16 protein-coding genes are annotated in these 16734 nt (G+C 37.1%); all 16 read right to left on the bottom strand.

The features are described from left to right. Positions 1-21: 21 nt before the first annotated feature. Entirely contained in the window at positions 22-468 is a 447-nt protein-coding gene (locus ACLIJJ_RS16585) for a GNAT family N-acetyltransferase (protein WP_233315366.1), read from the bottom strand. 118 nt (positions 469-586) lie between these two features. Further along, a complete protein-coding gene (locus ACLIJJ_RS16580; RefSeq protein WP_233315367.1) occupies positions 587-1777 on the bottom strand; it encodes a GTP-binding protein in 1191 nt (396 codons plus the stop codon). Positions 1778-1838: 61 nt separating this feature from the next. Then, positions 1839-2198, bottom strand: coding sequence for a hypothetical protein (locus tag ACLIJJ_RS16575; protein ID WP_233315368.1), 360 nt, complete (start codon positions 2196-2198; stop codon positions 1839-1841). A gap of 67 nt (positions 2199-2265) precedes the next feature. Then, complete coding sequence (rpsN, locus tag ACLIJJ_RS16570) at positions 2266-2535, bottom strand: 30S ribosomal protein S14 (protein ID WP_233315369.1); 270 nt, start codon at positions 2533-2535, stop codon at positions 2266-2268. Between the two features lie 73 nt (positions 2536-2608). Beyond that, positions 2609-2758, bottom strand: a complete 150-nt coding sequence (rpmG, locus tag ACLIJJ_RS16565; protein ID WP_084347913.1) for a 50S ribosomal protein L33 — start codon at positions 2756-2758, stop codon at positions 2609-2611. 179 nt (positions 2759-2937) lie between these two features. Next, a complete protein-coding gene (locus ACLIJJ_RS16560) occupies positions 2938-5124 on the bottom strand; it encodes a bifunctional diguanylate cyclase/phosphodiesterase (protein ID WP_411411317.1) in 2187 nt (728 codons plus the stop codon). A gap of 67 nt (positions 5125-5191) precedes the next feature. Further along, positions 5192-5464, bottom strand: a complete 273-nt coding sequence (locus ACLIJJ_RS16555) for a hypothetical protein (protein WP_237942606.1) — start codon at positions 5462-5464, stop codon at positions 5192-5194. Between the two features lies 1 nt (position 5465). Further along, a complete protein-coding gene (locus tag ACLIJJ_RS16550; RefSeq protein WP_411411332.1) occupies positions 5466-7664 on the bottom strand; it encodes an alpha-galactosidase in 2199 nt (732 codons plus the stop codon). A 19-nt stretch (positions 7665-7683) separates the two neighbouring features. Beyond that, complete coding sequence (locus ACLIJJ_RS16545) at positions 7684-8706, bottom strand: LacI family DNA-binding transcriptional regulator (RefSeq protein ID WP_411411316.1); 1023 nt, start codon at positions 8704-8706, stop codon at positions 7684-7686. 248 nt (positions 8707-8954) lie between these two features. After that, positions 8955-10199, bottom strand: coding sequence for a sensor histidine kinase (locus ACLIJJ_RS16540; RefSeq protein WP_233315374.1), 1245 nt, complete (start codon positions 10197-10199; stop codon positions 8955-8957). Between the two features lie 140 nt (positions 10200-10339). Further along, on the bottom strand, positions 10340-10783 hold the full coding sequence (locus ACLIJJ_RS16535; RefSeq protein WP_233315375.1) for a cell wall hydrolase: 444 nt from the start codon (positions 10781-10783) through the stop codon (positions 10340-10342). Between the two features lie 173 nt (positions 10784-10956). After that, positions 10957-12498, bottom strand: coding sequence for an MFS transporter (locus ACLIJJ_RS16530; RefSeq protein WP_411411315.1), 1542 nt, complete (start codon positions 12496-12498; stop codon positions 10957-10959). 570 nt (positions 12499-13068) lie between these two features. After that, positions 13069-13548: a hypothetical protein gene (locus ACLIJJ_RS16525; protein WP_233315377.1), complete on the bottom strand. Its 480-nt coding sequence runs from the start codon at positions 13546-13548 to the stop codon at positions 13069-13071. Positions 13549-13715: 167 nt separating this feature from the next. Then, positions 13716-13919, bottom strand: coding sequence for a DUF3953 domain-containing protein (locus ACLIJJ_RS16520; RefSeq protein WP_233315378.1), 204 nt, complete (start codon positions 13917-13919; stop codon positions 13716-13718). 640 nt (positions 13920-14559) lie between these two features. After that, a complete protein-coding gene (locus ACLIJJ_RS16515) occupies positions 14560-14982 on the bottom strand; it encodes an OsmC family protein (protein ID WP_411411314.1) in 423 nt (140 codons plus the stop codon). A gap of 103 nt (positions 14983-15085) precedes the next feature. Further along, positions 15086-16732, bottom strand: coding sequence for an FAD-dependent oxidoreductase (locus ACLIJJ_RS16510; protein WP_411411313.1), 1647 nt, complete (start codon positions 16730-16732; stop codon positions 15086-15088). Positions 16733-16734: the final 2 nt, after the last annotated feature.

The following is a 16734-nucleotide window of genomic DNA, read 5'->3' as shown; positions in this document are numbered from 1 at the left end:
TCCGCCATTTTTCTTTAGCTCCTAAATGTTTAATTCCATATACTCATCGGTTTCGATAAACCCAAATTTTTTATAAACTGGTCTGCCCATCTCTGAAGCCCCAAGCCATAATTTTTTTATGCCTGCTTCCTTCGCTTCCTCAACGAGTAATTTTAATAGCTTTGTAGCAATCCCTTTGCCTCGGTAGTCTTTATTAGTATACATATTGGTTATATACGCTCTTTTTCCACTTCGGTTCGTAAAGCTTGGCGGAAATGGATAAATGATGAAAGCTCCACATGCAACAACCTCCTCATCCTCCTCTACTAAATATTGAATTAAGGACCCACCACTTAACTGTTTTTCAAAAAAATGATACAGTTCCTCGTCAATATCTATATCTGCCTCTAACCCTTCGTCCACTAATTGGGCTTTTCGTAAATGCATCATTGCTTTAATATCCTGTCTTGTTGCTTTACGGAAATTCAACGTAAACACTTCCCATTCTAAGATATTTATATTTATAATATAACTCATTTCCCATACGGAACCTAATGGTAGCATCTCCTCTTTGAGAATGTAAAAAAAGCTGCTTAAAGCAGCTTAATTATGAAAGCACCCAATTATAGGGATCCTCCAGCTTGTTCCATTCACTGTTGTATTCAGCTTCTGTCAACAAACACTCATCTAATTCCTTCGTGATGACATCAATATCTAAATCCATTCCAATAAACACTAGTTTCGTATGTCGGTCGCCGTGTTCCTTATCCCAATTCTCCATTAACTGAGGGTTACTTTGAATAATCTCTGCTTGTCTGTTTTCAGGAAGAGAAGCAACCCAATAAGAAATTGGTTCAATCTTAACAGATGGTCCTGCTTGTGAAAGCAATAATGCTAAATCATTGCGAGAAGCACACCAGGCAATTCCTTTTGCGCGGACAATCTGCATCGGCATGGAGCTGCACCATGTATGGAATCGTTCTGAATGAAAAGGTCTCTTACGGTAATAAACAAAAGAACTTACGCCATATTCCTCTGTCTCTGGCGTATGTGCTGCAGGTCCTGCTTGTAACTCTTTAAGCCAGCCTGCTGATTCACTAGCTTTTTCAAAATCAAATCTGTTCGTATTCATAATTTCCTTTATGTCTATCAAACTGTTTTCCGTGCGGATAATTTTTGCTTCAGGCTGTAAAGTTCTCAAGACATTCTCTAGATTTGCGGCTGCCTCTTCTGTTACTAAGTCACATTTATTCAGTAAAAGGATATTGCTAAATTCAATTTGATCAATAAGCAAATCAGCAATATTCCGTTCATCATTTTCACCGACTGCTTCCTTGCGGTCAAGCAAAGAATCACCAGATTCATAGTCATGCCAAAATCGGTTTGCATCCACAACGGTTACCATTGTATCCAGCCTGCAAAATCTTGTCAGGTCAATCCCTAACTCGTCATCGATATAGGAGAAGGTTTGGGCTACAGGAATGGGCTCACTAATTCCTGATGATTCAATGATGATGTAGTCAATATCCCCTTGATTAGCTAATTTCTCTACCTCGATTAATAAGTCTTCCCGTAATGTACAGCAAATGCACCCATTGGACAATTCAACCAATTTCTCTTCTGTTCTTGAAAAACCGCCCTTTGTTTGAACTATTTCACTATCAATATTTACTTCACTCATATCATTAACGATGACAGCAATCTTCATGCCTTCCCGGTTATTTAAAACATGATTCAGCAAGGTTGTTTTACCTGCACCTAAATAGCCGCTTAATACTGTGACTGGTATTTTACTCATACCGCATCCCCCTATTTATATTCATATGTATCACATACGATTTACTGTTGTGTTTTTGTAATTAGCTGACAAAAACATATGTCCAGTTCTTTCTTTCTGTGTCATTGGTATTAGAATCGTCACTCATATCTACCCATTTTATTTGCTTTAGTCTCTCTACTATCTTATTGTCAATTTCTGCTTGTGCTTCAGTCATTATGTTTTTAATTGTTTGAAAGTCGAGAGAAAAATGACTTACCGCCGCTTGAAATGGAGACTTTTCATGAAACAGCTGTCTAAAGTGGCTCTCATTGACCGCCTCCATCTCGAGTTCGTCCTCCCTGCTTTCTATGAAGCGGTAAATCTCTTTGTATTTATCTGGCAAGCTTTCAATTGCACTGCGATATAAAAACTGGACTAAGACAGGATTAAGAGTATGCATGCCCACTTCCCTCCTTTCCCTTTATTATACTTAGCCGCCAAATCTTCTCTTTGGCGGCGCTTAACATTTACCAACTGGCTTTTTTTACTCCTGGAATTTGCCCTTTATGCGCATACTCCCTAAAAGCAATACGAGACATGTTAAATTTTCTCAAATAGCCTCTTGGTCTGCCTGTGACTTCACATCGGTTCTTAAGTCGTGTTGGTGAAGAATCCCGCGGTAGCTTTCGTAGCGCTTCATAATCTCCCTTCTCTTTTAATTCCTTTCTAATAGCTGCGTACTTTTCTACCATTACTTGGCGTTTTTTCTCTTTTACTACTTTAGACTTTTTTGCCATTAGTTCTTTCCTCCTCTTAAAACGTCATCATTACGATTTAAATTTTATAGAAACTTAAATTCCTCGATAGCCCTTACTTTGTTTCTCTATGCAAAGTACGCCTTTTTAAACGAGGGCAATACTTCATTAATTCAATACGGTCAGGATTGTTGCGTTTATTTTTAGTCGTGATATAATTTCTGTCCCCTGTTTCTGTACAAGCTAATGTAATTTTTACTCTCATAATTATTCCTCCTAGTTATTAGGATAAATGTAAATCATAATGATTACGATTTACAAATCCGTTATAAACATTTATTTTAATGAAGGAAAAAGGATTTTGCAAGTTATTTTATTATTTTTTTGTTTTCTAAGGATTTTTCATAAAAAAAATCAGATGGACACTGCCACCTGATTTTTACTTTATTCGTTTTTCTCTTCCTCCAATAAACGAAGCTCATCAAGAGGCAGAGGCTTGCTGTAAAAGTAGCCTTGCGCTTTTTCGCATTTAAAACCTTTTAAAATTTCAACTTGTTCTTCTGTTTCTACCCCTTCTGCAATGACCTTCAGCCCAAGATTATGGGCCATGACAATGATGGTTGAAGCAATATTATAATCATCTTTATTCACTACGATGTTTTGGATAAAGGATTTATCAATTTTTAAGTAGTCAATTGGAAACTTTTGCAAATATTGTAGAGAACTGTAACCAGTCCCAAAATCGTCTATGGAAATTTCCACGCCAAGCTCCTTCAATTGATAAAGAATTTGACTAGCTTTTTCAACATCCATAGTCATACTCTCGGTGATTTCCAGTGTTATATAAGAAGGTTCAATTCCTTCCTCTTCTAATATACTTGCCATCGTTGTAACAAGATTGCTGTCAAAAAACTGACGTAAAGATAGATTGACAGAAAAGTTTATTGGAATAAATCCTCTTCTGATTATTTCTTTAATTTCTTGGCAAACTTTTCGTATTACCCATTCCCCAATCGGGATTATCAGACCAGTATCTTCGGCAATACGGATGAATTTATCTGGGGAAATGAGTCCAAATTTAGGATGCTGCCATCTTATTAAGGCTTCAGCACTTGTCACAGCATTTGTCTTCAAATCAATAATCGGTTGAAAATGTAAGATGAAGTGTTTAGTAATGTCTGCCTTTCTTAATTCTGTTTCTAATACCAACAGTTCTGATGATTGAAAATCGAATTTCTCATTATAAAACTGATAATTATTTCTTCCTTTTTTCTTTGCTTCATACATGGCAATGTCTGCGTTACGGATAAGTGTCACATCATCATCACCATCTTTTGGGTGCATCGATATACCAATACTTGGAGTAATAAATATTTCATGCCCGCCGATTAGGAAAGGCGAAGAAAGGATATCAATTACCTTATTTGCTTTACTTCTTACTTCTTCTTCAGTAACATTTTCAAGCAGGAGAATAAATTCATCGCCCCCCTGTCTGGAAACTACCCCATTCGTTCCAACACAATGCTTTAATCGATCTGCAAACTCTTGTAAAAGTTCATCCCCAATATGGTGACCAAGTGTATCATTAATAACTTTAAAGCGATCTAAATCCATAAACAGCAATGCTAAATGCCGAATGCTGCAAGTAGGTTGAAAGTTAGTGATTGCCACTTTTAAATTATCAGCAAAAACCCGCCTGTTAGGCAGTCCAGTCAGATCATCGTGGTATGCAAGGCGATGGATTTTTTCTTCAGCTAAACCTCTTTGAATAACGAGACTCGTTAGATAGGTAGCCTCCTCTATCAGCTTTTTTACATTCGCACTTGGAGCCGTCGGTATACGGTGATAAATAGCAAAACAACCAATTACATCGTTATTGCTGTCAAAAACTGGAGTAGACCAGCATGCTTGCAGTCCATGCTTTAATGCGATATCCCGATAGTCTGCCCATAAACAATCATTTGAAATATCTTCAACAACTACCTGCATTTTTTTATAGGCAGCAGTTCCGCATGATCCTGTATTTGGTGCAATCGGAATACCGTTAATAAAGTCAATAAACTCATCTGGCAGATTAGGAGAGGAAGCTGTATAGAGCTTTTTCGCTTCCTGATCGGCAATCATCACAGAACAAAGGCAATCTTTTGCAAAATTTTCAACAATCGAGACAATTTCATCAAGGATCAGCGTATATTTTGTTCCGCTAACAATCATTTTTAAAATTTTATTTTGTTCTTTTACAAGTGATGCAATATAATTTTTACTAGTGACATCCTTCGCCACACCAACAATCCCTATTGTCCTCTCATCTTTATAGATTGGAAGGGCCACTATAGATAATTCAATTCTCTCTCCCTGTTTGTTTTTGATCGTTAACTCAGCATTCTCAGCATGACCATGAAGCAATTTTTCGATACGGTTAAGGGTATTTTCTAACTGAGACTCATCAATTAATTCGGCGTATGATAATGATGAAAACTCAGCACTGGTATATCCAGTCAAGCTTTCTGCCGCTTTATTAATATGCAAAAAGTCACCATTAATGCTTATCGCAAAACATGGATCACTATTATTATTAAACAAAGACTTATACATATCGAATATCGAATCATTTCTTAAAGGATTATCCATCTAGTTCTCTTCCTTCTTTACTAACAATCATAAATAGTAAGTTATACTCCATATTATATCGGTATATTTATAAATTTTTTAACATGAATAAACAATTGTTGTATAAATCTTTCATTCTGAACAAAAGAACAATCTTTTTCGGCGACTCCCTGGCAAGGATACTAGCGTTATTGACAATGTTATAAGAAGAATGTGCAGAGATGCCAAATAATTGTCCGCCTCTCCCTAATTTCAAAGTGATTTCTTTGTTATTTTTCCTTACCGCCACTGCATTTGATTTGTCTTTAACAAACGAAAGAAGCTGCCCGTCAGGCAGCCTCTTAATTTCATATTCTAACACTCTATAAAGCTTTCAAATGCCAGCAAAAGCTTTGAAAATCGCCTTGTATCATTTCAATAGGAATACTTAATCCGGCAAAAGCAAGTTCATCTCCACCGTAAACTGTGTCTGTGCCGTTTACTTGATACTCTTTATTTACATCAATCCCTCTCAGCTTCAAAACAGAAGCTGAAGCGGCTGGTTCTGCGAGCACTTTAAAGTAATAGACGATTACTTCCGTTTTTTCCTTATTAGTAAAAAGCCATGCTGTTTCATTTCCTTCAAAGGGGCTTTTCAAGCGGTAAAACTCACCAAACTGAATGAGGCTTCGGATTTCTTTATAATAGGAAACCTGATTTTTAACGGCGATTTTATCTTCTTCTGACAGCCTTGTTAAATCCAATTCATAGCCTAAGTTGCCTGACATTGCCACATCGCCGCGCATACTTATAGATGTAGTCCGCTGCACCTGATGATTAGGGACCGCTGAAACATGTGCTCCAATTGAAGAAACAGGATATACTAAGCTTGTTCCGTATTGAATCTTTAGTCTGGATACTGCATCCGTATTATCACTCGTCCAAGTCTGCGGCATATAATGGAGCATCCCTGGATCGAATCTTCCGCCGCCACCTGAGCAGCTTTCGAAAAGTACATGTGGAAAAGAAGCTGTTATTTCTTCAAGTATTTTATATAAGCCGAGCATATACCGATGAGCTGTTTCTCTTTGCCTGTCAGGTGGAAGAAGTGCAGAACCAATCTCTGTCATGTTACGGTTCATATCCCATTTCACATAGGAAATAGGCATATTTCCTAAAATATCACTAACTCGCTTCGTAATTTCTTTACATACATCTTCTCTCGATAAATCCAAGACCAATTGGTTTCTGCTTTCGGAGCTTTGCCGTCCCGGAACATGGAGGCACCAATCTGGATGCTCACGGTATAAATCACTGTCAACGGATACCATCTCTGGTTCAAACCATAGACCGAATTTCATCCCTTTCACTTCAACATCTGATGCCAGCTTATTTAGGCCATTTGGAAGTTTACGATTATTGACAAACCAGTCTCCAAGTGATGTTTTGTCATTATCTCTTTTGCCAAACCAGCCATCATCGAGAACAAATAATTCGATTCCAAGCTCTTTTCCTGCTTCTGCAATTTCCAAAATACGCTCAGCAGTAAAGTCAAAATAAGTTGCTTCCCAGTTATTCACAAGAATTGGACGTTCTTTATCTCGATATTCTCCTCTAATTAAATGGGTTTGATACAGGTCATGAAACGTTCTTGACATGCTCCCAAGTCCCTTTGACGAATACACCATAACCGCCTCTGGTGCCTGAAAAGCTTCACCAGGTTCTAGCTTCCAGCTGAAATCAAAAGGATTAATCCCCATTGTTACTCGTGTACAGCTAAATTGATCCACTTCTGCTTGTGCCAGAAAATTACCGCTATATACAAAGTTAAAGCCATAAACCTCTCCTTTATCCTCTGTTGTTTCTTTTCTAAGCAGCGCTATAAACGGATTATGCTGATGACTGCTGGAGCCTCTGCTGCTTTCAATGGATTGGATACCATGGCGGAGCGGCTGTCTTTCAATATGTCTCTCCCTAACATGAGCACCATGTAAGTGCAGAAAATCGAAATCGGCTTCGCGGAAGTCTACACATAGACTCTGCACATTTAACAGCTTTAAGGAATGCTCGCCGTCATTAATGATTTTTACAGATCTTGTAATCACATTAAAGTGTTCAAATACACTGTAGCTCAATACCACCTGTAATCCAATAAGCTCATCGACCATCGTAATTTCGAGTGTTTCTGCTTCCTCTTCCTTCTCAACAAAGGTAGCCGGCAATCCTTCTAAAGGCTTCTTTCCTTTATAGATTAAATGTGATTGATACCGCAAGTCAGTTATAGTTGAACCGTTTTCGAGCTGAATTTGATAGCTGGGCTTTCGAAAATCTGAATTGCCGTACTGTGGGTACTCTAGCGGCAATGTATCTAGTGAAAAGGTTCGATCCTCTTTATGCTGATATGGGTTCCCAGAAAAACCGCGATCCATGAGCTGCAGAAAATTAGAATGGCGGTATTCCTTTACCTTTCTTCCCCAATAAAGATGCAGCAAATAGCCGTCTCTGGCAATTTCCATGACATAACTTGTGTTACGTGCTTGCATATGAAAAATTTTCCTGTTCGAATCAAACAAAATACCCATCAACTCTCACTCCCCTATATTAGTTCAAACCTTTTACACTTTCGCGCAAAATCAATTCAACAGGTAATGTCACTTGCAATGGTATTATTCTCCCGTTCAATTGATCATGCAGAAGCTTAACAGCTGTTTTCCCCATTTCCTCCCCATGAATCTTTACTGTAGAGAGTCTTGGATTCATAAATGCTGCTGCTTCAATATCATCAAAACTGATAACAGAAATTTCGTCGGGAACCTTTATGCCTTGTTCATGCAAGCAGCTGAGCACACCTAATGCCATCGGATCACTGGCAACAACAATGGCTGTTGGTCTCGGAGTTAAGTTAAGCAGCTTTTGTGTAAGAGCGTACCCGCCTGTTGGCCCCCAATCTCCTTCCAATATCCTGCTTGCTTTATTTAATTCCTTCTCTTTTAGAAAATTTTCAAAGGCTTTTCTGCGCACATCTATCTTGTCCGTTGTTTCAAGATTACTGACTTTAAATACCCTGCCCTCGCCTCCTATATAGGCAATATCAGTATGTCCGAGTGTTAGAAGATGGTCTAAAACCATGTTTGTAGCACGAACGAAATCGGAAATAACAACATCCACATTTGCATTTTTAGGAATCTGATCAACAGCAACTATATGCTTCGCTTCAGGATAGATTGTCTTCAGGTCAGCAATATCGACATCGCCTATAACAATTAAGCCATCTAAGGAGTCGAGACCGCTTCCTGTAATCTGGTTTTTGCCTATAATCATAGTGGAAGCAAGATTCATTGAATACTCATGGCATATACCTTCTATACCAAGGCGAATTGACTGAAAATAAGGATCGATTGTTTCATCATTCAGAATGATAATGCCTATTTGATAGGTACTAACTGCTTTTATTTCCTTCGTTTGCTTCTTTCTGGATGGCTTGTAATCAAGCTCATCAACCACTTGTAACACCCGTTTTCTTGTTGCTTCTGTTACAGAGAGGGTCTCGTCTTTATTAAGTATTCTGGAAACTGTCGCCGTGGATACATTGGCTTTTTCTGCAATATCTTTGATTGTTGCCATGCTTTCACCCCCTTTTTAGTAAATTTAACTAAAGTCTTTAGCGAAAATATAACACAGAATACGCTTACATACAATAATATTCTGAAAAATTTAGCATTCTAGCTATTTTCCAAGTAAATAATTGATAAAACCAGCCAGTATTTTATTATTTATTAGTAAATTTATAGTTATGTTTACTAAAAATAATTGTAAATCCACTATAAAACATCATAAAAAAAGCATTCCTTCACAAAAGGAATGCCTCTCTTTTATATTTCACTAAAAGTAATATGGAACATAGTTCCCCTTTTTTTGTCGCTGGTTACACGCCACTTTCCGCCTAATTCCTTAATGATTTGCAAAGTGACCATCAAGCCTAAGCCTGTCCCTTTTTCTTTTGTCGAGTAAAAGGGTAATCCAAGCTTATCCAGCTGGTCTGCAGACATCCCTTCTCCGTCATCACAGATAAAGATATGGACTTCCTTTTCGTTTTGCCGAATGGATACTTGAACGTTTTTAGCCGCTGCTTCTATAGCGTTTTTGATGAGATTCACAAACATTTGTTGAATCTGCGCTGAATTGCCCATAATGACTGCTCGCCCTTGAATCTCAAAAGCAACATCCACATTAAACAGCATCGCATAAGAAGAAAGAGAGCTTATTGATTTTTTTGCTTCTAGCTCCAAATCAAGGACACTATGTTTCTTTCTGCTTTGGCTTTTTCCTAACGATAAATAATCAGAAATAATTTCATTGGCTCTGTTCAATTCTTCTAAACTTATGTTTAAATATTCCTTTTGCGGAGCTGATAAATTGTCTGCTTTCGTAAGAAGCTGCAAAAAACCTTTAATACTTGTCATCGGGTTTCTTATCTCATGAGCAACACTTGCAGCAAGCTCCCCGACAACTTGCATTTTTTCATTTCTTTGGATTTCTTTTCTTAACAGCATTTTTTCCCGGTGTGACTCAATCAAATAGATAGAGAACCAGGCAAGAAGGCCGTTTACAAGAACAAAAAGACTATAGTTCAATAATGTGGTCATTGTCGTTAGGTCTTTCCCAAATAACAATGCAATGATTGGCAGCATGGCAGATGAAAAAGAAACGAATAAAACGGATAAATAAATCTTCTTTTTCACTATTAATGTATGAAACTTATTTTTAGTCCAAAAAATAAATACCACCGAAATAAGCATTCCAATAAAGGAAGGAACCATACCGATTCCTCCATATAACAATCGAACAATAAAGAAACAGACGGTTACTAGAATTCCGGCATAATTACCGCCATATATAAATGCTAAGTACCACGGCACCATGCGCGAATCAAGGCGGATGCCATCAAGAATAATGGAAAAACTGACAGAAAGCCCCATCGTAATGGCACATAAGATACCCCACAGCACGTTCTCTCCAGCTTTATCACCGCGGTCATTTGATATTACTAAATAAAGAATAATAGGTATTTGAACAATCAGCATTTGTAGCAGCAGCTGGTCATATTGAAATTGCATTGTTTTCTCCTAAATTGTAAGCTTAACATTTCTCATGTTTTTACATCATCATTATATACATATACTAACAAAATAGATAGTGAGATTATGAATGCAATACACAAAGGGAATCTCCTGTTATAGGAAACTCCCTTCAAAATTCAGCCACCAGTATAGACACTTTCACAAGTCCCTGCTTTAGGTTCATAATAACAATGATTTTTATATTGACCAGATTGAGGCTGACCGTACCATGTCGGTGGGCATGGAGCATATGGATTGAAATACCAAAGAGCAAACTTACCTGGGTGATCTCTCCAATAATCTAAGTTCATTTTAGCCAATTTTTTTTCGGCTGTTCTCGCTCTTTGATAAAAAACATTTCCCTTTTGAACCGCTTCAAAGGAATAGTTATTACCTTGCACTTGATAAATGACTTGAGGTATCGTTCTTAATCCTTCAAAATCAGAACAGTTCGCTTTCAGACGATTGACAATAACATTGCCAACATACAGCATACCTTGCTGGCCTTCACCTTCTGCTTCTGCTCTCATCATTCTTGCCATTAAATCAACATCTGAACTTTTGTAATTTACACGCGGCATTTTCTCACCCCCAAAATATAGTATGAAAAAAACCGCCTAATGATGTCATTGTTTAAACCATAGCGATTTGTTTTCGCTAATTGATGTTATTAGGTGCATCCATTATCAAATCAAAAAAGAACTGCCCAGATTGTCCAATCCAAAGGCAGTTCTTTTTTAACTGAAAGGCAGACTCAGCTGCAGGCTGATTTTATTGGAACTTCCTTCTCATTGTCTTCCCATATATCGTCATATTTGTATCCTGTTAATGCTTCCACGACTTCTCGTGTTTCTGGATCAACCTCTTTCTTTGAACCGTTATTTTTTAATCTTTCGATTTCATCAACAAGAATCTTATGCGTCTTCTTGTTCAATTTAAAAGTGAACACAACCACTAATGCTGCGATTAAAAGCAAGGCTGAACCAAAAACTAATGTGTAAACAATCGTGTGCACTGCTTGAGGAGATTGTGTTGATTGGCCTGCAGTAAAACCGCCAAATTGCAATACAATTCCGACAAAAAATGTAGCAAGGGCAACCGTGCTTTTACGAGTAAATGTCATCACAGCAGCAAATACCCCTTCACGACGCTGTCTTGTGACAATTTCATCTATATCAGGTATGAACGGAAAGACATTCCAAGGCGTAAAGTCTAATATCGCTCTACCAACTTGGTACAATGCTGAAATAATAAACACATACATAATCATGGATTCAGGTTTCATTAAATACACAGCATAAAACGCAGCTAAACAAACAATCATCGTAAGATATGACACTTTATATAAGCTGTTTGGACCGAACTTAATCATCAGATATCCAGCTAAAATAGTAATAGGAACTCCAATAATACTCAGTGACAGCATGTCCCCTGCCAGAGAAGAGGAAATACTTAATGCAAAAACACAGAAATACACAAATACTGCATTAAAAACATCCTTCGCCGTATAGGAGAATAAATAAATCATTAAATGCTTGCGGAAGCTTTTAATTTTTAAAGTAGAGAAATAAACCTTAATAGTTTCAGCAAATGCTGCTAATAATTCCTTGGCACCTTTTCTATTAGTAGTTTCTCTGCTAGCAATCCATTCTTCTTCCTCTTCTGGAGTTAGCGTTTTTTCCCATGTTACTTTATAAGATATAAAAATACAGATTGCAAAAATAATAGCGAAAAATACTGCATTAATGAAATAGGCATACCCATTATCTTCTCCGAAAAAGGAAATTAGTCGTCCCGGAATAAAAGTGGCCAGAAATACACCTAACCCTGATAAAAACATTCTTGCAGTAGATAATTTTGTACGGTCATTAAAGTCTTTTGTCATCTCTGATGGCAGTGTTTCCCACGGAATCAGTACTAAAGCCATCACAATTTCAAACAATAAATAGCTTAATAAATAATACCAGTAATTCATCCCCGTTATCCAAAGCAAAATATATGTAAACATTAAAGGAGAGCCAATTAGAAGAAAGAAGCGTCGTCTTCCAAATTTTCTGCCTATTTTATATTTATAAAGGTTATCGGTAATGCTTCCAATTGCTAAAGAAACAATCGCATCAACAATGCGGGCAATAGCAATAATCGAGGCCCCTTCAACAGGAGTTAAACCGACAAATGTTGTATAGTAGTATAACAGCCACGCAGATATAATGGTAAAAGCCCCGCCTCCCATAATATCCGTTAATCCGTAGCCGATACTTCGTGGAATCGTAATTTTCTTCCTTGTGTTTTTCATATAAGCTCCTTCCCCCTGCTAGAAAAAATGTATGTGTAGAAGATTGACCGGTCTTGTATGCGTACGCTTTTTTATTTGTAGTTACTTATTCCCAGGTAACTTGCTAACTAAACAAAAGTTTAATAAAGCAGCATTATAAGGTTGTAACTCTATTTGAAGACAATTCTTATATAGGAATAGAATTATAAAGAAGAAACATACTAACTAAAAATATGTAAGGGTGAGTTATGTGCTTTATAAAAATATTTCTAAAGGCTTAATGGTAAGTACCATCTTATCTTCCTGTTTCAGTATCGCTATTATTATTTTTTCGGTGTATCATCATTTTACTGTTTTGTCTCACTTGCAACGAAATAATAAAATGCAGTAAAAACCGGCTTTTTATGGTATGTAAATTGTCTATAAAAGCTACGGAAAAGGTGCGCTTATAAAAAGCAAACCTTTTCCTGCAAGAGAAGGATCGTGCGAGGGTTAATGTGAGAGGAGTATAAGAAGAACACATTAAAGAGGAGAGTCCCAAAATCAGTTTGGAGAAATGTTGTAATCTATTTAAACAGCAGGTTAATTAATTTAAGCTCCTACTGAAACAAACTTAGCTTCTTTAACTGGAATACGGTATAGAATACCGGAAGCCAAAATTAACGCAATTGCTTCTTTAGCGTCTTTAATGATTCCTTGGAAGATTCCTGTAATAGCAGGGGTTGCATGGTTGTCTGTATAAACAGTTACAGTAGTTCCGACTGCAACTCCAGCAAAACGTCCTAGCTTTACAATTGGAAGGTAAACAGCGTGAAGTTTCATTGCTTCTTCTTCAGGCAGTTCTTTCATCAATGCCATTGTATCATCTCCTTTTACATGATTTACAGGAGGTGCACACAACTCATCCTCAAGTTGCTGGACAACTGCATGATCTTTTTCAAACTGACAGTTATCCTTTGGCTTGTCCATCATTTCACACTTGTCCGCTTTTGGAGGATGAGGACGAGTATGCTTTTTGTTTTTATGATTCTTATGCTTTTCAAACAACATTACTTCCAAAGTAAATTTCATGGTACTCTCTCCTTTCACTAATGAATTCTTTTATACAATACAGTATATTATTGCTTGTCCTTAACAGAGATAACATTTCCCCATGACAACATCCATTTTTTTGAAAATAGTAAAAATACATAAAAAAAACAGCCACTTTTCGAGTACTCGAAATGGAAGCTGCTCATTCATAATATCCCCTTCAGACTAATGCCAATAATAAAGAAAATACCAGCCAGAATATAGATCCATCCCATTGCTTTATTTTTTAAGTTGATATTATCAATCCCAAACGCTATCATTGCTGTACTAAAAATTAGAAATGCAATATTATAGTGAAAAAACACCATAATCAAAGATATGGCTGAAAGAATTAGTCCCATTTTCCCCATCAAATTTGCCTCTTTCTTAAATATAAGTTAATTACTCTTAAACAAGAAAAACCTCCACGTAGGACAGGTGGAAGTTCCTCTAACTTTTCTATAACTCACTATATTCATACGAGAGTTATCCTTGTAATTATAACATGGAATTAATTGTATTTTTTTAAAGAATCCTAATATTAATTTACCTTATAGCAAAATAACCTATTACAGTGCCTACTCTTTTTTAAATTGGAACGATACCGTTCTTTCTTCACTAGTGCGCATAACCTTTATTTTATAATTATTCCCTAATAAAAATATCCTCCAATGTCCTTCTAATATCCCTTCTTAATCGTTCCTTTTCCGGTAAGTAATCTTGTGTGCCTTTTACATTTTGGTAAATCATTTTTTTCATTTTTATAAGCCCCATTTTTTAATAAATAAAAAAACCGCATCAGATCTAAGTTTTCAACTTAATCAATGCGGTTTAATAGTAAATAGCCTTCCTTTTCTGATTAAAAAATCAAAATAGCAAGGCTAATTTTTATGATGATGTTTTGGAGACAGACAGGAATAATTGCTATAATCTTGCATTGTTCTCACCTCTTATTCCAATTAAGTTAACATAATATAAGATGGCTAACAACAGATTTAACTAAATTTTTCCTTAAAGCTGTTTTCTCTCTGCTCCATTCAGCGTGTAACTAACAGCGATTTCTGCATTTAGTGAGTTAGATACAGAGCAGTATTTATCCTTTGACAGTTTAATCGCACGTACAACTTTATCTTCAGGCAATTCTCCTTGAAGTGAATAATGGATATGTATACCTGTAAAGCGCTGAGGATATTCCTCTGCCCGCAAGCCTTCTACTTCCATTTCGAATGAAACAATATTCAAGCGCATTTTTGTCAAAATAGAAACAATATCAATGCCTGTACAGCCTGCGGTAGCCTGCAGCAGTAATTCAGTCGGTCTTGCGCCTGTATTATTGCCGCCGGATTTTTCTGCTGCATCCATGATAATCTCATGTCCAGAAGGTGTTTTACCTGTAAACGCCATCTGTCCATTCCATGTAGTTGTTACTTTCATGCATTCACATCCCTTACTATTATTTTGACTTTCTTATAAGTATTCCCTAAAGGTTATGTTCATACCGTGATGATGTGATTTTCTTATAACAAGTAAGCAATCATTATTGCTTACTTGTTATAAAGCTTTGATAGTTTTTATTTCCGCCAGACAGATTATATAGATCCGTAAATCCTATATTGCGAAGAATATTTTGCGCTGCATTTCCAGTGACTCCACTGTTACAATATGTTACAGTAGGCAAGCTTGGATCTAAGTCCTTGCACTTTTCTCGTAAACTGCCAAGCGGAATATTAATTGCCTTGTCTACCCTCGATACATTGAATTGCTTTTCTGCTCTTGTATCGATGATTTGGATAGTCTCTCCTGCTGAAACTCTTTCTGTTAACTGAAGAGGTGTCATCAATTTATTCTTCTTTTCGATCGCATTTTGCAACGCCATTCCTGTGTACATAACAGGGTCCTTCGTTGTACTGAATGGAGGAGCATATGCAAGGTCTAGATGAAACAAGTCCTCTGCTTTTGCTTTAAAAGTCATCGCCGTAACAAAAACATCAAGTCTTTTATCTACGCCTTCTTCTCCGATAATCTGCACACCTAGAACTCTGCCAGTTTCTCTGTCTGCAATGGCTTTAATCACTAATTCCTTGCCGCCAAGATACTCTGCTCTTGCTGGTTTAATATTATGAAGCACTTCAATTGTATAGCCTTCTTCGAGCGCTTCTCGTTCATTCATTCCAGTCTGACCAACAGCGAGGTCAAACACTCTCAATATGCCAGTGCCTAATATGCCACGATGTTCTAAGTTTCCTCCTGTGATAACATCTCCGGCTATTCTCCCCATCTTGTTGGCAGTGCTCCCTAATGGACGATATAATGGTTTCCCTGTAAGAACAGAATAACTTTCTGCCACATCGCCAACGGCATATACATCCGGTAAGTTTGTCTGCATTTTTGGATTAACCGCGATTGCCCCTGAAGACCCAAGCTTCACACCTATGCTTTCAGCCAATAGAGTGTTTGGACGCACACCTGTTGCGAGTAAGACTAAGTCTGTTTGTATTTTTGTACCAGACCTTGTTATTACTTCCTGCTTGTTTATTGCTGTTACTTCCTCATTTAATAAAAGGCTAACTTCTTTATTTTTAAGATAGTCTTCGACTCTTGCAGCCATATCCTTATCCAAGTGGCTAATGATGTGATTGCCTCGTTGTACAATTGTTACATCTAAGCCTTTCAGTTTAAGCTGTTCTGCCATTTCTAATCCAATGTATCCTCCGCCAATAATTGTAGCTTTTTTCGGCTGGTTTGCTTGCATATATTGATGTATAGCAGCCGTATTTTGGATTGTCCTCACTTGAAAGACATGCTCCTCGTTTACACCTTGAATAGGCGGTGTTATTGGTGAAGCACCGGTTGCGAATACTAATATATCGTAGTCATCTGTTTTTACTTCACTTGAATCAAGATTCTTAATCTCCACTTGTTTTTGTTCAGCATTGACTGAGATAACTTCATGACGAGTAAAGATATCCACGTTGTATCTCTTTTTAAACCAAGCAGCATTTCTTGGCGTTAATGTTTCTATCTCCTCTATCTCTCCTCCAAGAAAATAAGGAATTCCGCACGCTGAATAAGAGATATCATAGTCTGCATTATAAAGGGTGATGACAGCATCTTCATCATTTCTTCTTGCCTTTGCCGCAACAGAAGTACCTGCTGCTACAGAGCCTATTATGATTATTTTCATGA

Source organism: Niallia laureatilytica, from assembly GCF_046613985.1.
Taxonomy (GTDB): domain Bacteria; phylum Bacillota; class Bacilli; order Bacillales; family Cytobacillaceae; genus Niallia.
This window is presented reverse-complemented; position numbering and strand designations above follow the sequence as displayed.